Genomic DNA, 16,998 nt, shown 5'->3' on the forward strand with positions numbered 1-16,998 from the left:
ATTCCGCCGCGGGATCGCGCTAGCGTGCGGCACGAAAGGAGCTCACGTGACCGCTCAAACCAGCGAGGACACGCTCGACCGCGCACCGGTCGGAGCGCCCCCGCGGCACCCCCGAAAAGGCGGCCCGCTGCGCCTCGCCCTGCTGGTCGGCGCGCTCGGCGTCGTCTACGGCGACATCGGCACCAGCCCCATCTACGCCCTCCAGACGATCTTCAACCCCGCCGACCCGCACCCGGTCCCGGTGAACACCGCGAACGTGTACGGCATCGTCTCGCTCATCTTCTGGTCGGTCACGATCATCGTCACCGTCTTCTACGTCGGCATCGCCATGCGCGCCGACAACGACGGCGAGGGCGGCATCATGGCCCTCATCACGCTGATCCGCCGCCACGCCTCCGGCCGCGGCCGCAAGGCCGCGCTCACCCTCGCGGCCCTGGGCATCTTCGGCGCGGCCCTGTTCCTCGGCGACTCGATGATCACGCCCGCGATCTCGGTGCTCTCCGCGGTCGAGGGGATCAAGACCGTCAGCTCCGGCCTCGACGCCGTCATCATCCCCGCGACCGCGGTCATCATCGTCATGCTCTTCGCGCTCCAGAAGCGCGGCACGCACGTCATCGGCCGCTGGTTCGGCCCGATCATGGGCGTCTGGTTCGCCGCGCTCGCGCTCCTGGGCATCGGCGGGATCGCCGGCAACCCCGCGATCCTCAGGGCGCTCTCGCCGACGTACGCGATCGACTTCGTGTTCGGGAACTTCGGCGTCGCGTTCTTCGCCCTCGCGGCGGTCATCCTCACCTTCACCGGCGCCGAGGCCCTGTACGCCGACATGGGCCACTTCGGGCGAAAGCCGATCTCCAAGGCGTGGATCGGGATCGTCTTCCCCGCGGTCATGCTCAACTACATGGGCCAGGGCGCGCTCATCCTGGAGGACACCGGGAACATCTCCGGCTCGTTCTTCCTGCTCGCGCCCGAAGCGCTGCGCATCCCGCTGCTGGTGCTCACCACCGTCGCCACCGTCATCGCCGCGCAGGCGGTCATCTCCGGCGCGTTCTCGGTGGCGTCGCAGGCGTCCGAACTGGGCTACCTGCCGCGCCTGCGCATCGCCCACACCTCCGAGCACCAGTACGGGCAGATCTACGTGCCGTGGATCAACTGGCTGCTCATGGTGTCCGTGCTGGTCCTGGTGTTCGCGTTCCGGACCTCCGAGGCGCTGGCGTTCGCGTACGGCATGGCGGTGATCGGGACGATCGTCATCGTCGTGCTCCTGTTCCTGTACGTCGCCCGCGCCCGCTGGGGCGCGCCGAAGTGGCTCCTGGCGACCGGCGGCGGGCTCCTCATCGCGATCACGACGGCGTTCCTGGCCGCCAGCTCGACGAAGATCGTCCACGGCGCGTGGCTGCCGCTGCTCATCGGCCTGCTCGCGTTCACCGTCATGATCACCTGGCAGAAGGGCCGCGAGGTCGTCACCGGCGAGCGCGGGCGCCGCGAGGGGTCGCTCCGCGAGTTCGTCGACCACCTGCGCGAGGGCGAGCCGAAGGCCGCCCGGGTGCCCGGGACGGCGGTGTTCCTCGACCGCGGCAAGCAGAGCGCGCCGCTGGCGCTGCGCGCCAACCTGGAGCAGAACCACGCCCGGCACGCCCAGATCGTCGTCCTCTCGGTCGAGACGCAGCCGGTGCCGAGGGTCGCCGAGGCCGACCGGCTGTGCGTCGACCAGCTCGGCGACGACCGCGACGCGGTCATCCACGTGACCGCCCGCTTCGGGTACATGGAGACCCCGGACGTGCCGCGCGCGCTGGAGGCGATCGACCCCGAGCAGGCCGAGGGGCGGCGCCTCAACCTCGACCGGGCCACGTACTTCCTGTCGACGATCCAGCTCAAGCCGGGCCGCCAGAAGACGATGGCGACCTGGCGCAAGCACCTGTTCATCGCCACCTCGCACATCACCGCGGACGCGGCCGAGCACTTCCGGCTGCCGCGCGACCGCACGATGATCATCGGCTCGCACATCGAGGTCTGACCGGGACCGGACGGCCGGGCGTCCCCTGCGGGGGGCGCCCGGTCGTCGCGTTCACGCGGGCTCGTGGCCGGGGGCGTACTGCTCGGCGTACTCCTCGCTGGGCGGGATGACGGTGATGACGTCGACCATGACGCCGTCGGGAGCCGCGACGATGAAGTGGCGCTGGCCGAAGTCCTCGGTGCGCAGAGCGAGCAGTTCGGGCAGCCCGGCCGCGCCGACGAGGCGGGCGTGCTCGGCGTCGACGTCGTCGACCTCGAAGTTGAGGAGGAGGCCGCCTCGCAGGCGTTCGCGGTGGCCCGCGGGGATCGTCGGGTGGGAGGCGTCGAGGACCGCGAGTTCGTAGTGCGGCGCGTCGGGGCGGCGCAGGCTGACGTACCAGTCGGCGGTGAAGACCGCCTCGAAGCCGAAGTGGCGGATGTAGAAGTCGCTGGTGGCGGCGACGTCGCCGGTGGCGAGCACCGGGTAGAAGCCGGTGAGCTTGACGGTCATGGCAGGGTCCCTTCCGATCGGTTTCACATACCCTGGGTATGTGGAATTCGATGTTAACATACCCCGGGTATGCGAGAGGGAGGCCGAATGACGAGGGTCGAGCAGCGGGAGGCGACGCGGCGCGCGCTCCTGGCGGAGGGCCGGCGCCGGTTCGCCGCCGACGGGTACCACGACGTGGTCCTCAGCGAGGTCGCACAGGGCGCGGGCGTCACCAAGGGCGCGGCGTACCACCACTTCGGGAGCAAGCTCGGGCTGTTCCGGGCCGTGGTCGCCGAGGTCCAGGAGGAGCTGGGCGAGCGCGTCGCGGCCGAAGCGGACGCGCGGGCGGACCTCTGGGAGCAGCTGCGGGCGGGCTGCCGGGCGTTCCTGGCGGCCGGGACCGACCCGTCGGTGAGCCGGATCCTGCTGGTCGACGGTCCTACGGTGCTGGGCTGGGACGAGTGGCGGGCCATGGACGAGGCGTCCTCGGGACGGCACCTGGAGGAGGCACTGGCGTCGCTGGTCGGGGCCGGGGTCATCGAGGAGCAGCCGGTCGAGCCGCTGGCGCGGCTCCTGTCGGGGGCGATGAACGAGACCGCGCTGTGGCTGGCGCGGACCGGGGACGAGGAGACGCTGGAGCAGGCCGCCCTCGCTTTGGACCGGGTCCTGGGCGGCCTGCGGACCGGGGACCGCCCGGAGGCGGTCCCCGGAACCCCTTAGGCGGGCATGAGGACGGTGTCGATGATGTACACGGTCGCGTTCGCGGTCTGGACGTTGCCGCAGACCACGGCGGCCTCGCCGTTGACGGTGAACTCCTCGCCCGAGCCCTCGACGTTGAGCGTGCCGCCCTGGAGGGTGGTGTGCTCGCCCGCGAGCGCGTCGGGCGCCAGCTGGCCGGGCACGACGTGGTAGGTGAGGATGCTGGTGAGCGTCTCCTGGTCGGCGAGGACGGCGTTGAGGTCGGCCTCGGGGATCTTGGCGAAGGCGTCGTTGGTGGGCGCGAAGACGGTGATGTCCTCGGCCGAGTTGAGCGTGTCGACCAGGTCGGCCTCGCCCACCGCGGTGACGAGCGTGGACAGGACCGGGTTGTTGGACGCGGCGGTGGCGACCGGGTCGTCGGCCATGCCGGTGAAGGAGCCCTCCCCGTCGGCCGGGACCGCCGAGCACGCCGCACCGAACTCCCCGGCCGGCGCCATCTCCCCAGTCGTCTCCTCCTGCATGGTCTCCTCGCTCGACGTCATGTCCTCGCTGGAGGAGTCGTCGCCGCCGTCGGAGCACGCGGTGAAGACGAAGGCGCAGCCCGCGGCGGCGAGCACGGCGCCCGCTCGGTTCAGCAGTCGGTTTCTCATGGTCTTGCCTCTCTGTTCCAGTCCTCGCAGGGCGGCTGCGCTGCGGTTCATTCGGCGTTCAGGACGATCGAGTGCCATCCGGTGGCACCGTCGGGGAAGGGCGTGACCCGCTCCCCGGTCTGGACGGCGCCGTCCCCGTCGGTGGCGCGGACCTCCAACTTGCGGCGGCCGGGTTCGGCCTCCCAGGTCCACTTCCACTGCCGCCAGGTGTCGTTGCCGATCACCGGCGCGAGTTCGGCCTCGTTCCAGGGGCCTTCGTCGACCCGGACCTCGACGCGGGCGATGCCGCGCTGCTGGGCCCAGGCCACCCCGGCGACCGCGGTGGGTCCGGCCGGGACGGTCTTGAGGGGTTTGGGGGTGTCGATGCGCGAGAAGGTCTTGATCGGGGCCTCGGCCTTCCAGTCGCGGCGCACCCAGTAGGCGTCGTAGTCGTCGAAGGAGGACAGCTCGATCTCGGTGAGCCACTTGGTGGCCGAGACGTAGCCGTACAGGCCGGGGACGATCATGCGGACCGGGAAGCCGTGTTCGAGGGGCAGCGGCTCGCCGTTCATGCCGACGGCCACGAGGGCGTCGCGCCCGTCGGTGCACACGGCGGTGGGGGTCCCGGCGGTCCAGCCGTCGGCGGAGTGCGACACCACTTGGTCGGCGCCGGGTTCGGGCCCGGCCTCGGCGATGAGCTCGCCGAGGGGGACGCCGAGCCAGCGCGCGTTCCCGGCGAGGGTGCCGCCGACCTCGTTGGAGACGCAGGAGATCGTGATCTCGCGTTCGGCGAGGTCGCGGTCGAGGAGGTCCTGGTAGGTGAGCTCCATGGGGTTGGCGACCCGGCCGGTGATGCGCAGCCGGTAGTCGGCGGGGGCGACGCGCGGCAGGACCAGCGCGGTGTCGACGCGGTAGAAGTCGGCGTTGCGGGTGAGGTAGGGGGTGATGCCCTCGATGTCGAGGCCGGTGCCGGCGGGACCGACGGAGGCGGGCTCGGGGAGGGTGACGGCGCTGCGGGCGTCCTCGATGCCGCCGGTGCCGCCGAGGCGCCACCCCGCCGCGCCGGCGACGCCGGCGCCCGCGAGGGCGATGAGCACGCCCCTGCGGTCGACGGACCGGCCGGGCGCGGCGGGGCTCCCATCGGCGCGGTCCGGGCGTCCGCGGAGCAGCAGCGCGAGGACGACCGCGCCGCAGGCGGCGCCGGCGAGTGACGGCACGGCCCACGAGGGGGAGGCGGCGGGGCGGGTGAGGGCGGCTGCCGCACCCGCCCCGCCGAGGAGGGCCAGGACGGCGTAGCCGACCCAGAGGCGTCGGCGGGCGACGACGCCGGTCGCCGCGGCGAGCACGGCGAGGGTCGCGCCGATCCCGGCCAGGAGCACGAGCTTGTCGTTGGCCCCGAAGGTGCGGATCGCGAACTCCTTGACGGGTTCGGGGACCGCGTCGACCACCGCGGCGCCGATCGCGGCGATCGGCGCGCTGCCGGGTGCCACGGCGGCGGCCGCGAGCTGCGCGGTCGCGACGGCGACTGCGGCGCAGGCGATGCCGGCGGATGCGGCGGCGGTGGTCGGTCTCATGCCATTGATTCGGGGGCGGGCGGCCCGCGGATGGGTCGGCGCCGGAACTTTCTTGGATTTTTTCCGTGTTCGGGCATGAAACACCAGGCGGGCCCGGCTTTTCGGCCGGGCCCGCGAGGGGAAGAGGGGGCTACCCCTGGAGCGAGACGCCCGCGACGAGCGGGGAGGTCGGCACCTCGGAGCCGCCCGCGGGCTCCTCGGTCACGCCGACGAGTTCGGCGTCGCCGAGGCCGGAGACGAGCATGGTCGCCGAGCGCTCGCCCGGGTCCATGACGCCCGCGGAGACCTGCCCGTCGGGTTCGACCATCCACACCTGGTAGGAGCGGTCCTGGCCGATGGCGGCGAGGCCGGAGACGACCACGACGGCCTGGTCCATGGCCTCGGAGCGGACCACGGTGACGTCGCCGCCGCCTTCGGCGGTGACGGTCCCGACCTCGGCGTCGCCGGCCTGGAGCACCGCGGCGATCCGGTCGGCGTCGGTGGCCCCGGGCTCCTGGGACCGCATGACCGACCAGGTGACGAGGCCGCCGACGACGGCCATGACGGCCGCGAGCGCCCCGGCGGCGAGGGCGAGCCGCAGTCGCGGCAGCCCGCGGTGGCGGCGGAGCCGCTTCGGCTCCGGTCGGCGCTCGGGCTCGGGTTCGGGCACGGGGGCCGACTGGCGGGTGCGGGAGGCGGCGTGGAGGACGCGGGCGCGCAGGCGCGGCGGCGGGTCGGCGATGGTGGCGTCGGAGAGGCGCCACACCGCCTCGCGCAGTTCGGCGGCCTCCTGGGCGCACGAGTCGCACTCGGCGAGGTGTCGTTCGACCATGGCCCGCTCGTCGTCGTCGACGGCGTCGACGGCCCAGGGGCCGATGAGGGCGTGCACATCGGCGGTCATCGCGCCACCTCCAGGCAGTCGCGGAGTTTGAGCAGTCCGTCGCGGATGCGCGACTTGACCGTGGGCACGGCGGTGCCCAGGAGGGAGGCGACCTGCCGGTAGGTGTGGCCGCCGTAGTAGGCCAGGGTGACGGCCTGCCGCTGGAGTTCGGTGAGGGTCTGGAGGCAGCGCCGGACCTGGCGGTGCTCCAGGCGGACGGCGGCGGTCTCGGCGACCGCGTCGTACCCGGCCTCCTCGCCGTAGGCGGTGCGGCGCTCGCGCTCGCCGGACGCCTGGACGGACCGGACCCGGTCGACGGCGCGGCGGTGGGCGATGGTGGTGATCCAGGCGCCGGCGGAGCCGCGGCGGGCGTCGAAGCGGGTGGCGTTGCGCCAGATCTCGACCAGGACCTCCTGGGCGACCTCCTCGGCCTGGGCCGGGTCGCGCAGGACCCGCAGGCAGAGGCCGTACACGCGCGGCGCGGCCTCGTCGTAGAGGGTCGCGAACGCCTGCTCGTCGCCCAGCGCGGTGCTGTGCAGGAGCTGCTCCAGCGCGGGCATCCCCACCTCCTCGACCGCCGTGAGGCGGGGTCTGCCTGTGCTCCAGGCCCTCGGATCCCCCTGTGTGGACATCATCACGCTCCAGGCCGTTTGTCAACTCCGGTCGCCTGGGATTCGGAGCCGGGGCGGGTGCGGATGGGTCCCCGCGCGGGAATTCTCGGCGCGGGCGACAATGGCCGGGACGCACCCCGCCCCCAGATCCGATAGGCCCCGCATGAGCACCAAGCGCCAGTTCCCCCGCCCGCACGACATTCTCCCGTTGATACGTTTCAAGAAGCCGGATTTCAACGCGAAGCGGCGGCGCCTGAACGCCGCGCTCACCATCGCCGACCTGCGCGCGATCGCGAAGCAGCGGACGCCGCGGGCGGCGTTCGACTACACCGAGGGCGCGGCCGAGGGCGAGCTGTCGCTCGCGCGGGCGCGGCAGGCGTTCGAGGACGTCGAGTTCCACCCCGCGATCCTGCGGGACGTCTCGAAGGTGGACACCGGCTGGGACGTGCTCGGGAAGCGCTCGGCGCTGCCGTTCGGCATCGCGCCGACCGGGTTCACGCGGATGATGCACACCGAGGGCGAGACGGCGGGCGCCGGCGCGGCGGCCGCGGCGGGCATCCCGTTCGCGCTCTCGACGATGGGGACCACGCCGATCGAGGAGGTCGCCGCGGTCGGCGGTCCCGAGGGGCGCCACTGGTTCCAGCTGTACATGTGGAAGGACCGCGACCGGTCGATGGCCCTGGTCGAGCGGGCCGCGGCGGCCGGGTTCGACACGCTCCTGGTGACGGTGGACGTGCCCGTGGCCGGGGCGCGGCTGCGAGACAAGCGGAACGGGTTCGCGATCCCGCCCGCGATCACCGCGCGCACGTTCTTCGACATGGCGCGCAAGCCGCACTGGTGGTTCGACATGCTCACCACCGAACCGCTCTCGTTCGCCTCGCTCAACCGCTGGTCGGGGACGGTGGCCGAACTCCTCGACACCATGTTCGACCCGACCGTGGACTACGCGGACCTCGCGTGGATCAAGGAGCAGTGGCCCGGGAAGCTCGTCGTCAAGGGCGTCCAGACCGTCGCCGACGCGAAGGCGTGCGCCGACCTCGGCGTGGACGCGGTGACGCTCTCCAACCACGGCGGGCGCCAGCTCGACCGGGCGCCGGTGCCCTTCCACCTCCTCCCCCGCGTGGTGAAGGAGGTCGGCGAGGACATCGAGGTGCACCTGGACACCGGGATCATGTCCGGCGCCGACGTGGTCGCGTCGGTCGCCCTGGGCGCCAGGTACACCATGATCGGCCGCGCGTACCTCTACGGGCTCATGGCCGGGGGCCGCGACGGCGTCGACCGGACCATCGCGATCCTCCGCGAGGAGGTCGAGCGGACCATGCGCCTCCTCGGCGTCGCCGCCTTGGAGGAGCTGGAGCCGGGCCACGTCACGCAGTTGCAGCGGCTGGTGCCGCGGGTCGCTTGAGCGCGAGGGACATCACCGCGGCGAGCGCGCACAGCGCTCCCGCGGTGAACCACGCGGGGTCGTAGTTCCCGGTGGCGTCGCGGACGAAGCCCGCGCCCCAGGCGATGAGGGCCGCGCCGAACTGGTGCGAGGCGAGGACCCAGCCGAAGACGACCGCGCCGTCCTCGCCGAAGTGCTCGCGGCACAGCGCGATCGTCGGCGGGACCGTGGCGACCCAGTCGAGGCCGTAGAACACGATGAAGAACAGCATGGGCGGCTTGACGTCGTCGGCGAACAGGGTCGGCAGCGCGAGCAGCGAGACGCCGCGCAGCGCGTAGTAGACCGCGAGCAGGTGCCGCGGGTCGAACCGGTCGGTGAGCCAGCCGGAGAAGACGGTGCCGATCATGTCGACGATCCCGATGACCGCCAGGAGCGACGCGGCCGCCGTCAGGGGCATGCCGTGGTCGTGGGCGGCGGGGACGAAGTGGGCGCCGACGAGTCCGTTGGTGGAGGCGCCGCAGATCGCGAAGGTCCCGGCCAGGAGCCAGAACGCGCGCGACCCGCTCGCCCGCCACAGGCTTCCCAGGGCGCGGCGGGCCGCGCCGGAGCCGGAGACGGCCGGGGTCGTGTAGTCGGGGCCGGCGCCGAAGGGGCGCAGGCCCACGTCCTCGGGCCGGTCGCGCACGACCAGGAGCACCAGCGGGACCATCGCCAGCGCGGTGAGGGAGACCAGGATCGAGGCCGAGCGCCAGCCCGGGCCCTCGACCATGAGGCCCACCAGGGGCAGGAACACGAGCTGGCCGGCGGCGCCGCCCGCGGTGAGGATGCCGCTGACGAGGCCGCGGCGGGCGATGAACCAGCGGTTGGTGATCGTGGCGACGAACGCCATCGCCATGGAGCCCGTGCCGATGCCGACGATGAAGCCCCAGCACAGGACCAGCTGCCAGGAGGCGGTCATGAAGACCGTGGCGCCGCTGCCTGCGGCGATGAGGGCGAGTGCGATCGAGACGACCCGGCGGATGCCGTAGCGCTCCTGGAGCGCTGAGGCGAAGGGCGAGAACAGGCCGTAGAGCAGGATGTTCACCGAGATCGCGGCGGAGATCGTGCCGTGGGACCAGCCGAACTCGTCGTGGAGCGGCTCGATGAAGACGCTCGGGGTGGCGCGGAAGGCGGCGGCGCCGACGAGGGCGACGAAGCTGACGGCGGCGACCCACCAGGCGCGGTGGACGCGGCGGGTGCGGCGCTCGGGTGCCGGGTTCGGGGCGGCGGCCTTGGCGGAGGCGTCTGGGGCTGCGATGGGCATTGCACCAGCTTCGTCTCTCCACGCGGGATCGGACAGTGGCCGGGAGGCCAACATGTGCGAGGATCGGGCCATGAGCGTGTTCGAGCATCCCGGGCGCCACCGGGTCGCCGTCCTGGTCCGCCACGGCCTCCTGCCGGTCGAGCTGGGCATCCCGCATCGGGTGTTCGGGTCGGCGCGGTCGGGCGGGCGGGCGCTGTACGAGGTCGTCACGTGCGCCGTCGAGCCGGGCGAGGTGCGCACCGACGCCGACGTGACGGTGAACGTCAGGCACGGGCCGGAGGCGCTGGCCGAGGCCGACACGGTCGTGGTCCCCTCCGAGCACGAGTCGGAGGAGTCGTGGACGGACGGGAGCCTGCCGGGGCCGGTGGCCGAGGCGCTGGCGTCGATCCGGCCCGAGGCGCGGATCGCGTCGATCTGCACCGGCTCGTTCGCGCTCGCGGCGGCCGGGTTCCTGGACGGGCGGCGGGCCACGACCCACTGGGACGCGGCCGAGCGGTTCCGGCGGCTGTTCCCGAGGGTGCGGCTGGAGCCGGACGTGCTGTACACCGAGGACGGCCGGGTGCTGACCTCGGCGGGGGTGGCGTCGGGGTTCGACCTGTGCCTGCACATGGCGCGCATGGACTTCGGGGTGGCCGTGGCGAACCGGGTGGCGAGGCGGTCGGTGGTGCCGCCGCACCGCGACGGCGGGCAGGCGCAGTACATCGAGCGGCCGGTGCCCGAGCCGGGCGCGGCGGCGACGGGGCGGGCGCGGGAGTGGGCGCTGGCGCGGCTGCACGAGCCGCTGACGCTGCGGCAGCTGGCCGAGCGGGAGGCGATGAGCGTCCGCACGTTCACGCGCCGGTTCCGCGAGGAGGTGGGCACCTCGCCGCAGCGGTGGCTGCTGCACCAGCGGCTGGAGCGGGCGCGGCACCTGCTGGAGCGCTCGGACGGGTCGATCGACCGGGTGGCGGCCGACGCCGGGTTCGGGTCGGCCGCCTCGCTGCGGATGCACTTCCAGGCGGCCCTGGGGGTCTCGCCGAGCGCGTACCGGCGGACCTTCGCGGGCCAGGGGGTGTAGGGCCGGTCCTAGTCGCGCGCGATCGCGGTCACGCGGATCTCGACGCGCATCCCGGGGGCGCCGAGGGCGGCGACGCCGAGCTCGGTCCAGATCGGCTCGCGGCCGTCCATGCGCTTGCGGAACTGCTCGGCCATGATGCGGCCGGGCCGCTCGCCGATGTAGGCGGGGTCGTCGGGCAGGTGGTAGGAGTCGACGCTGACGACGTCGGGCCAGCCCGCCCCGGCGGCGGCGAGGACGCGTTCGACGTTGTCGAAGGCTTGGACGATCTCCTCCTCCAGGTCCTCGGGGAACTCGATGTCGTCGTTCCAGCCGCCCTGGCCGGAGATCTCGACGCGGTCGCCGATGCGCACGGCCTGGCTGTAGCCGAGCAGGGCGTGGAGCTTCTCCCCGGCGCCGGGGGTGACGAAGAACTGCGGCTCGCTCATGGCGGGTCCCTTCGATTGACTTCAAGCGTGAAGTCAAAGATAGCACGAATGACTTCAAGCGTGAAGTGACTCCCGGTCGGTAGACTGCCGCCATGTCCACGACCGCGAACGACCAGGGCCGCGACGAGCCGGTGCGCTGGCTCGACCCCGCCGAGAAGGAGGCGTGGACCGGCCTCGTCTCCCTCGTCTACCTGCTCCCCGAGCGCCTGGAGGCGCCGCTCCAGCGCGAGTGCGGGATGAGCCTGTTCGAGTACCTCGTCCTCAGCCACGTCTCCGAGGCCCCCGAGCGGCGCCTGCGCATGAGCGAGCTGGCGTTCCTGGCGAACGGCTCGCTCTCGCGGCTCTCCAACGTGGTCAAGCGCTTCGAGCGGCGCGGCTGGATGGAGCGCTCGCCCGACCCCGCCGACGGCCGCTACACCCTCGCCGCGCTCACCGGGGACGGGTACGCGGCGGTGGTCGCCGCCGCGCCCGTCCACGTGCGCGCGGTCCGGGAGGCCGCCCTCGACCGGCTCGACGCCGAAGACCGGGCGGCCCTCGCGCGGGTGGCCGAGAAGCTGCGCGTGCGGCCGGTGGACCTGGCCTGACCGCCGTCCTCTAGTTCAGGACGTAGGTCCGGATGCTCTGCGCCGGGAGCTGGGAGCCGAAGGCGCCGTTGGTCATCGGGACCGCGTTGGAGGCCGCGAGGGTCTGGCCCGAGGTCGTCACCCAGGTCGCGAACGACCCGGTGCCGCCGCCTTCGAGCGTGAACGGGAGGTACACCGCCGAGGCGTTCTTGTTCACGGCGACCATGACGATCCTGGACCCGCTCTTGAACGCCGAGATGTACACGCCCGACTGGGGGTTCGCCGTCGCGGTGATCCGCTGGAAGCCCGGGCGCACCCACTTCGCGAAGTGGGCGAGGTTCGCGCCGCGCTTGCTGATCTGGCCGTCCTCGCGCATCGGGCCGTAGCCGCGGCGGATGTACCACCAGATGTACGCCTGGAAGCGGCCGTTGACGAGCGCGCGGTGCACGTGCTCGCCGACGTCGAGCGCGCCGGGCCACAGGTCGGCCGAGTCGCTGGAGTTGGGGTAGTAGACCTCGGTCATCCACAGCTCCTTGCCGGCCCCCCGCTGCTGGAACAGCGGGTAGGCGAAGTCGGCGGGCTGGGTGCCGTAGAGGTGGGCGCCGAGGATGTCCATGTTGGCGAGGGCGGCGGCGTCGTTCAGGATCGGGTCGGAGAGGTTCTTGCGGTACTGGAACGACTCCGGGGCGATGACCCTGGTGCTGATGGCGCCGGAGTTCTCCTTGAGGAACCGGACGATCTCGGCGGCGGTCCACGCGGTCCACTCGCTGGCGTAGTCGGGCTCGTTCTGGACCGAGACCGCGTAGAGGTTCACGCCGTTGTTCCGCATGAACACCGTGAAGTCGTTGAGGTGCTGGGCGTACGCGCCGTACTGGTCGTAGCGCAGGCGCCTGCCGCCGGAGAAGGACTCGACCATCGAGGCGGGCGGGTTCCACGGCGAGGCGATGACCCTGGCGCCCAGCGCGACCGCGCGCTGCGCGGTGGCGACCTCGCGGCTCCAGTTGCTCCGGTCCTCGTGCACGGGGATGCGCAGGATCGAGAACCCGAGCTGCCCGGTGCCGTTGCCGAAGGCCGTGTCGCGCTGGGCGGCGGTGAGGTCGCTGATCCACACCGTGTGGTTCATGCCGCCGAAGCCCTGGATGGTCTGCTGGACCACCGAGGGCTGGATGAGGACGGTGGTCTGCGCCGACGCGGGCGAGGGAGCCGCCAGGACCGGGAGGGCGGCTCCCATCGCCAGGATCGACCTGCGGCGCAGGGCTCTCGATCGGTCGTGGGCTTCGTTCGGACGGGACGCCATCGCTCCTCCAGAGGTTCGGAAGTTTCCGAGAGTTTCAGAATGCCTGTGAGAGAAGCCTAGAAGTGACATCGATGCACGTCAATACGAGTGCGCGCGCGAATAGTTTCCGACCGTGGAGCCGCGCGCGTTCGCGGCAAGCGCTGCTACGGTCGCTCCATGGCCACCGGTGCGGGCCCGCGGCGCTCCCGCGGTGAGATCGAAAGGCTCCCCAGCGGATCGCTGCGGGTGCGGGTCTACGACGGGCTCGACCCGCTCACGCGCCGGCGCCGGTACCTCGTGGAGACCGTCGCGGCCGGTCCCGGCGCCGAGGACGAGGCCGAGCGGGTGCGCACCGGGCTCCTCGCCCGCGCCGAGGAGCGGCGGGGAGTCGCGGACGAGAAGCCCCTGACGGTGGCCGCCGTGGCGCGGCTGGCCGGGGTCTCGGCGCCCACGGTCTCGAAGGTCCTCAACGGACGCGCGGGCGTCGCCCCCGAGACCCGGCGCCGCGTCGAGCGGCTGCTGCGCGAGCAGGGCTACCGGCGCCCCGAGAAGGCCGCGCGGGCCGCGAGCCTCGAAGTGCTCTTCTACGGACTCCAGGCGCACGTCGGGGTCGACCTCATGCGCGGCGTCAAGCGCGTCGCCGCCGAGCACGGGCTCGCCGTGGCGTTCACCGATGCGCTGCAAGAGGAGTCGACGGGCCGCGACTGGGCGCGGGAGATCCTGGACCGGCGCCCGGCCGGGGTCGTGGTGGCGCACATGGGGTTCACGCCCGAGCAGCACGCGCTCCTCGGCGCCAGCGGCATCCCGCTCGTGGCCGTCGACCCGCCGAGCGAGCCGCTGCACCCCGTCCCCGCCGTGGCCGCCGCGAACCGCCAGGGCGGCGCCGACGCCGCCCGGCACCTGCTGGACCTGGGCCACCGCCGCGTCGGCGTCGTCACGGGCCCGCTGGAGCGGTTGTGCTCGCGCGACCGACTCGACGGCGCCCGCACCGCCCTCGCCGCCGCGGGCGCGCCGCTCGACGAGCGGCTGGTGCGCACCGGCATGTGGTTCTCGTACGAGGAGGGGCTGGCGCACGGGCGGGACCTGCTGGGCCTGGCCGACCCGCCAACGGCCGTCCTGTGCGGCAACGACCTCCAGGCGCTGGGCGTCTACGAGGCCGCCCGGCAGGCCGGCGCCGCCGTCCCCGCGGACCTCAGTGTCGTGGGCTTCGACGACATCTCGTACACGCGCTGGTGCGGGCCGCCCATGACCACCGTCCGCCAGCCGTTCGCCGAACTCGGGGCCGCCGCCGCGGGGATGGTCCTGGCGCTCGCCGCGGGCGAGGCGGTCGCGCAGGCGCGCGTGGAGCTGCCGGTGTCGCTCACGGTGCGCGCGAGCACCGCCGCGCCCCGGGCGGCTACTTCGGAGCGGTGAGGAGCCGTTCGCGCAGCTCCTCCAGCGTGCCCTTGAGCAGGCGCGAGACGTGCATCTGCGAGATCCCGATCTCCTCGCCGATCTGCGCCTGGGTCTTCTCGTCGAAGAACCGCAGCGCGAGGATGCGCTGCTCGCGCTCGGGCAGGCCCTGGATGAGCGGCACCAGCGCTTCGTGGTTCTCCACCAGCTCCAGCGCCAGGTCCTCGCCGCCGATCGTCTCGCGCAGCGGCGCGCGGTCCTCGGCGAAGGCGGGCGCGTCGAGCGAGACCGACCGGAACGCCTGCCGGGCCTCCAGGCCCTCCGCGACCTCGTCCTCGGTGAGGTCGAGGTGCCCGGCGAGGTCGGCGCAGGTCGCGGGGCGCCCGAGCTCCTGCGCGAGGTCGGCGGTCGCCTGGTTGATCGCCAGGCGCAGCTCCTGGAGGCGGCGCGGGACGCGCATCGGCCAGGCCGTGTCGCGGAAGCAGCGGCGCACCTCGCCCATCATGGTCGGCACCGCGTACGACAGGAAGTCCGAGCCCAGATCGGGGTCGAAGCGGTCGACGGCGTGGATGAGGCCGACTGAGGCGACCTGGAGCAGGTCCTCCTTGACGATCCCCTTGCCGGAGTACCGCTGCGCGATGTGCTCGGCGAGCGGGAGGTGCCCGGTGATGAGCCGCTCTCGGACCTCGGCCCGGCGCGGGTCGTCCGCCTCCAGGCCCGCCAGTTCGGCGAACAGCGGTGCGAGCGCCTTGTAGTCGTCCCGTTCGTGCCCCATGGATGCCCACCCGCCGTGATCGGTCGTCCACCGAGCGTATAACGGGGCGCGCCGCGTGTCCGGGGCTCGCGCCGATGCCCGGTTCGTCCCGCTCAGCGCCTGATGAGGCCGCGCCGGACCGCCTCGGCGACGGCCGCGGTGCGGGAGTCGACGCCGAGCTTCGCGAAGAGGTGGACCAGGTGGGTCTTGACGGTGGCCTCGGTGACGAACAGGCGCTGCGCGATCTGCCGGTTGCCCAGGCCCTCGGCCAGGAGGGCGACGATCTCGGACTCGCGGGCGGTGAGCGCGGGGCGCCCGGAGCGGGCCCGGTCCATGACCCGCGCGGCCACCGCCGGGGACAGCGAGGACTCGCCGCGCGCGGCGGCGCGGATCGCGGCGAACAGCTCCTCGGGCGGGCACGCCTTGAGGAGGTAGCCGGTGGCGCCGGCCTCGACGGCGCGGCGCACGTCGGCGTCGGACTCGTACGTGGTGAGGACGAGGACCCGCGGCGGATCGTCGAGGGCCGCGACCTCCTCGGCCACCGCGAACCCGTCGGGGCCGCCGCCGAGCTGGAGGTCCATGAGGACCACGTCGGGTGCGGAGCCGCGGATGCCGCGCAGCGCCGAGGCGGCGTCGGCGGCCTCGCCGACCACCTCCATGTCCGGTTCGCCGTCCACGAGCGCGGCGAGGCCCGCGCGGACCACCGGGTGGTCGTCGACCAGGAACAGGCGCATCAGGACTCCTCACCGAGCGGGGCGGTGCCGTTGGGAGCGACGGTGGCACCGAGCGGGACGGTCGCCGCGAGCGCGGTGCCTGCGCCGGGCTGGGACTCGACGGCGAGTGTGCCGCCGACCCGCGCGAGCCGCTCTCGCATGCCGGGGAGCCCGAACCCGCGGCCGCGCGCGGTGCCGACGGGGTCGAAGCCCCGGCCGTCGTCGCGCACGTCGAGGCTCACGGCGTCGCCGAGGTGCGAGAGGGTGACGACCGCTTCGGAGGCGTCCGCGTGCTCGACCGCGTTGGCGAGGGCCCCCTGGGCGACGCGCAGGAGGGCCGCCGCGGCGGCCTCCCCGGTCGCGGCGGCCTCGCCCGCCTCGCGGAAGACCGTGCGCAGCCCGGTGCGGCGCTCGGTGTCGGCGCACAGGTCGCGGAGTGCGTCGGCGAGGCCGCGGCCGTCGAGTCGGGCCGGGCTCAGGTCGTGGACGAAGCGGCGGGCCTCGGCCAGGTTCTCGTCGGCGACCGCGGCGGCCTGCGCGGCGAGGGCCCGGGACCGGTCGGTGCCCCAGGACCGGTCGGCGGCCTGGAGCAGCATGCTGATGCTGGAGAGCCCCTGCGCGAGCGTGTCGTGGATCTCGCGGGCGAGGCGGGCGCGCTCCTCGAGGGCCCCGGCGCGGAGCTGGGAGGCGGCGAGGGAGTCGCGGGCGGCCACGAGGTCGTCGATGAGCCGCTGGCGGCGCAGGATCTCGTGCTGGAGGGCCCAGAACACGGCGGTGATCATGGCGGCGATGCCGATCGGTGCGAGCACCAGGCTCGGCTCGGCGACCTCGGCGATGCGCAGCTGCCCGGCGATGACGGCGGCGGTGAGGACCGCGGCCGCGGCGAGGACCGCCGGGGCCGGCAGGAGCCGCAGGCACAGGAAGTAGAGCGGGACCGCGCACCACGCGAACGAGGGCGCGAGGAGCACGAGGGCCACCGTGACGCCCAGGACCAGGCCGAGCCACACCGGCAGGGCCCGGCCGAGGCGGCGCCACAGGACCACCCCGGCGCCGTAGAAGACGGCGAGGATCGCGGCGACCGCCAGTGCGGCCACGGTGAGGCGGTCGGTGAGCTCGTGGCGGGCGGCCACGCGCGCCGCCGAGGCCGCGAGCAGCAGGAAGAACCCCGCGTGCATCGCCCCGTTGAGCCAGGACCGCTCCCCCACCCGCGCCTCCGTGTTCGTTCCCGGGGGCTCAGCGTAGGCCCGCGCCCGCGCGCCCGAGGGCGCTTCCGGCCC

17 protein-coding genes are annotated in these 16,998 nt (G+C 73.5%); 6 read left to right on the plus strand and 11 right to left on the minus strand.

Going from position 1 to position 16,998, the window contains the following annotated elements; genetic code table 11:
* The first annotated feature begins 46 nt into the window (after nucleotides 1–46).
* Nucleotides 47–2,014 (plus strand): potassium transporter Kup, encoded by a 1,968-nt coding sequence (locus BLS99_RS07890; protein WP_218126346.1) that lies wholly within the window; start codon nucleotides 47–49, stop codon nucleotides 2,012–2,014.
* 51 nt (nucleotides 2,015–2,065) lie between these two features.
* On the opposite strand, the gene BLS99_RS07895 is transcribed toward BLS99_RS07890, so the two are convergent.
* Nucleotides 2,066–2,503: a VOC family protein gene (locus tag BLS99_RS07895; protein ID WP_091046461.1), complete on the minus strand. Its 438-nt coding sequence runs from the start codon at nucleotides 2,501–2,503 to the stop codon at nucleotides 2,066–2,068.
* Nucleotides 2,504–2,590: 87 nt separating this feature from the next.
* Between BLS99_RS07895 and BLS99_RS07900 the strand changes: the two genes are divergently transcribed.
* Complete coding sequence (locus BLS99_RS07900; protein ID WP_091046465.1) at nucleotides 2,591–3,202, plus strand: TetR/AcrR family transcriptional regulator; 612 nt, start codon at nucleotides 2,591–2,593, stop codon at nucleotides 3,200–3,202.
* Here the strand turns inward: BLS99_RS07900 and BLS99_RS07905 are convergent.
* The 4 genes from BLS99_RS07905 to sigK all read right to left on the minus strand — a co-directional run bounded on the left by BLS99_RS07905 (nucleotide 3,199) and on the right by sigK (nucleotide 6,803).
* Nucleotides 3,199–3,831, minus strand: a complete 633-nt coding sequence (locus BLS99_RS07905) for a fasciclin domain-containing protein (RefSeq protein WP_091046469.1) — start codon at nucleotides 3,829–3,831, stop codon at nucleotides 3,199–3,201. The two genes, BLS99_RS07900 and BLS99_RS07905, sit on opposite strands and share 4 nt — an antisense overlap.
* 47 nt (nucleotides 3,832–3,878) lie before the next feature.
* The gene (locus BLS99_RS07910) at nucleotides 3,879–5,384 is read right to left on the minus strand and encodes a molybdopterin-dependent oxidoreductase (RefSeq protein ID WP_091046473.1); all 1,506 of its coding nucleotides are present in this window, start codon (nucleotides 5,382–5,384) and stop codon (nucleotides 3,879–3,881) included.
* A gap of 130 nt (nucleotides 5,385–5,514) precedes the next feature.
* On the minus strand, nucleotides 5,515–6,264 hold the full coding sequence (locus BLS99_RS07915) for an anti-sigma factor (RefSeq protein ID WP_091046476.1): 750 nt from the start codon (nucleotides 6,262–6,264) through the stop codon (nucleotides 5,515–5,517).
* A complete protein-coding gene (gene sigK, locus BLS99_RS07920) occupies nucleotides 6,261–6,803 on the minus strand; it encodes an ECF RNA polymerase sigma factor SigK (RefSeq protein ID WP_091046478.1) in 543 nt (180 codons plus the stop codon). Before sigK ends, BLS99_RS07915 begins: the two co-directional genes overlap by 4 nt.
* A gap of 214 nt (nucleotides 6,804–7,017) precedes the next feature.
* Here sigK and BLS99_RS07925 point away from each other — a divergent pair, with 214 nt between their 5' ends.
* Nucleotides 7,018–8,259, plus strand: a complete 1,242-nt coding sequence (locus tag BLS99_RS07925) for an alpha-hydroxy acid oxidase (protein WP_091046481.1) — start codon at nucleotides 7,018–7,020, stop codon at nucleotides 8,257–8,259.
* On the opposite strand, the gene BLS99_RS07930 is transcribed toward BLS99_RS07925, so the two are convergent.
* Entirely contained in the window at nucleotides 8,222–9,541 is a 1,320-nt protein-coding gene (locus BLS99_RS07930; protein ID WP_218126348.1) for an MFS transporter, read from the minus strand. The two genes, BLS99_RS07925 and BLS99_RS07930, sit on opposite strands and share 38 nt — an antisense overlap.
* 70 nt (nucleotides 9,542–9,611) lie before the next feature.
* Between BLS99_RS07930 and BLS99_RS07935 the strand changes: the two genes are divergently transcribed.
* Nucleotides 9,612–10,598, plus strand: coding sequence for a GlxA family transcriptional regulator (locus BLS99_RS07935; protein WP_091046488.1), 987 nt, complete (start codon nucleotides 9,612–9,614; stop codon nucleotides 10,596–10,598).
* A gap of 8 nt (nucleotides 10,599–10,606) precedes the next feature.
* On the opposite strand, the gene BLS99_RS07940 is transcribed toward BLS99_RS07935, so the two are convergent.
* The gene (locus BLS99_RS07940) at nucleotides 10,607–11,023 is read right to left on the minus strand and encodes a RidA family protein (protein ID WP_091046492.1); all 417 of its coding nucleotides are present in this window, start codon (nucleotides 11,021–11,023) and stop codon (nucleotides 10,607–10,609) included.
* 92 nt (nucleotides 11,024–11,115) lie between these two features.
* On the opposite strand from BLS99_RS07940, the gene BLS99_RS07945 reads away from it, so the two are divergent.
* The gene (locus BLS99_RS07945) at nucleotides 11,116–11,607 is read left to right on the plus strand and encodes a MarR family winged helix-turn-helix transcriptional regulator (RefSeq protein ID WP_091046495.1); all 492 of its coding nucleotides are present in this window, start codon (nucleotides 11,116–11,118) and stop codon (nucleotides 11,605–11,607) included.
* Nucleotides 11,608–11,617: 10 nt separating this feature from the next.
* Here the strand turns inward: BLS99_RS07945 and xynC are convergent, their stop codons facing one another.
* Nucleotides 11,618–12,883, minus strand: a complete 1,266-nt coding sequence (xynC, locus tag BLS99_RS07950; protein WP_091046499.1) for a glucuronoarabinoxylan endo-1,4-beta-xylanase XynC — start codon at nucleotides 12,881–12,883, stop codon at nucleotides 11,618–11,620.
* A gap of 156 nt (nucleotides 12,884–13,039) precedes the next feature.
* On the opposite strand from xynC, the gene BLS99_RS07955 reads away from it, so the two are divergent.
* Nucleotides 13,040–14,275: a LacI family DNA-binding transcriptional regulator gene (locus tag BLS99_RS07955; RefSeq protein ID WP_091046502.1), complete on the plus strand. Its 1,236-nt coding sequence runs from the start codon at nucleotides 13,040–13,042 to the stop codon at nucleotides 14,273–14,275.
* Here the strand turns inward: BLS99_RS07955 and BLS99_RS07960 are convergent.
* The 3 genes from BLS99_RS07960 to BLS99_RS07970 all read right to left on the minus strand — a co-directional run bounded on the left by BLS99_RS07960 (nucleotide 14,259) and on the right by BLS99_RS07970 (nucleotide 16,926).
* Nucleotides 14,259–15,029, minus strand: coding sequence for a SigB/SigF/SigG family RNA polymerase sigma factor (locus BLS99_RS07960; RefSeq protein WP_091046505.1), 771 nt, complete (start codon nucleotides 15,027–15,029; stop codon nucleotides 14,259–14,261). The genes BLS99_RS07955 and BLS99_RS07960 overlap by 17 nt on opposite strands.
* Nucleotides 15,030–15,121: 92 nt before the next feature.
* Nucleotides 15,122–15,742, minus strand: coding sequence for a response regulator (locus tag BLS99_RS07965; protein ID WP_176953250.1), 621 nt, complete (start codon nucleotides 15,740–15,742; stop codon nucleotides 15,122–15,124).
* Complete coding sequence (locus BLS99_RS07970) at nucleotides 15,742–16,926, minus strand: sensor histidine kinase (protein WP_091046514.1); 1,185 nt, start codon at nucleotides 16,924–16,926, stop codon at nucleotides 15,742–15,744. The genes BLS99_RS07965 and BLS99_RS07970 overlap by 1 nt, the downstream gene beginning before the upstream one ends.
* Nucleotides 16,927–16,998 lie beyond the last annotated feature (72 nt).

Origin of the sequence: Glycomyces sambucus, assembly GCF_900102815.1 — a bacterium.
GTDB classification, from domain to species: Bacteria; Actinomycetota; Actinomycetes; order Mycobacteriales; family Micromonosporaceae; genus Glycomyces; species Glycomyces sambucus.

Bases quoted from the DNA above. Each gene is read 5' to 3' on its own strand.
- BLS99_RS07905 (WP_091046469.1), bottom strand. From the start codon at position 3,831: ATGAGAAACCGACTGCTGAACCGAGCGGGCGCCGTGCTCGCCGCCGCG.
- BLS99_RS07930 (WP_218126348.1), bottom strand. From the start codon at position 9,541: ATGCCCATCGCAGCCCCAGACGCCTCCGCCAAGGCCGCCGCCCCGAAC.
- BLS99_RS07940 (WP_091046492.1), bottom strand. From the start codon at position 11,023: ATGAGCGAGCCGCAGTTCTTCGTCACCCCCGGCGCCGGGGAGAAGCTC.
- BLS99_RS07955 (WP_091046502.1), top strand. From the start codon at position 13,040: ATGGCCACCGGTGCGGGCCCGCGGCGCTCCCGCGGTGAGATCGAAAGG.
- BLS99_RS07965 (WP_176953250.1), bottom strand. From the start codon at position 15,742: ATGCGCCTGTTCCTGGTCGACGACCACCCGGTGGTCCGCGCGGGCCTC.
- BLS99_RS07935 (WP_091046488.1), top strand. From the start codon at position 9,612: ATGAGCGTGTTCGAGCATCCCGGGCGCCACCGGGTCGCCGTCCTGGTC.
- xynC (WP_091046499.1), bottom strand. From the start codon at position 12,883: ATGGCGTCCCGTCCGAACGAAGCCCACGACCGATCGAGAGCCCTGCGC.
- BLS99_RS07915 (WP_091046476.1), bottom strand. From the start codon at position 6,264: ATGACCGCCGATGTGCACGCCCTCATCGGCCCCTGGGCCGTCGACGCC.
- BLS99_RS07945 (WP_091046495.1), top strand. From the start codon at position 11,116: ATGTCCACGACCGCGAACGACCAGGGCCGCGACGAGCCGGTGCGCTGG.
- BLS99_RS07960 (WP_091046505.1), bottom strand. From the start codon at position 15,029: ATGGGGCACGAACGGGACGACTACAAGGCGCTCGCACCGCTGTTCGCC.
- BLS99_RS07925 (WP_091046481.1), top strand. From the start codon at position 7,018: ATGAGCACCAAGCGCCAGTTCCCCCGCCCGCACGACATTCTCCCGTTG.
- sigK (WP_091046478.1), bottom strand. From the start codon at position 6,803: ATGCCCGCGCTGGAGCAGCTCCTGCACAGCACCGCGCTGGGCGACGAG.
- BLS99_RS07900 (WP_091046465.1), top strand. From the start codon at position 2,591: ATGACGAGGGTCGAGCAGCGGGAGGCGACGCGGCGCGCGCTCCTGGCG.
- BLS99_RS07895 (WP_091046461.1), bottom strand. From the start codon at position 2,503: ATGACCGTCAAGCTCACCGGCTTCTACCCGGTGCTCGCCACCGGCGAC.
- BLS99_RS07910 (WP_091046473.1), bottom strand. From the start codon at position 5,384: ATGAGACCGACCACCGCCGCCGCATCCGCCGGCATCGCCTGCGCCGCA.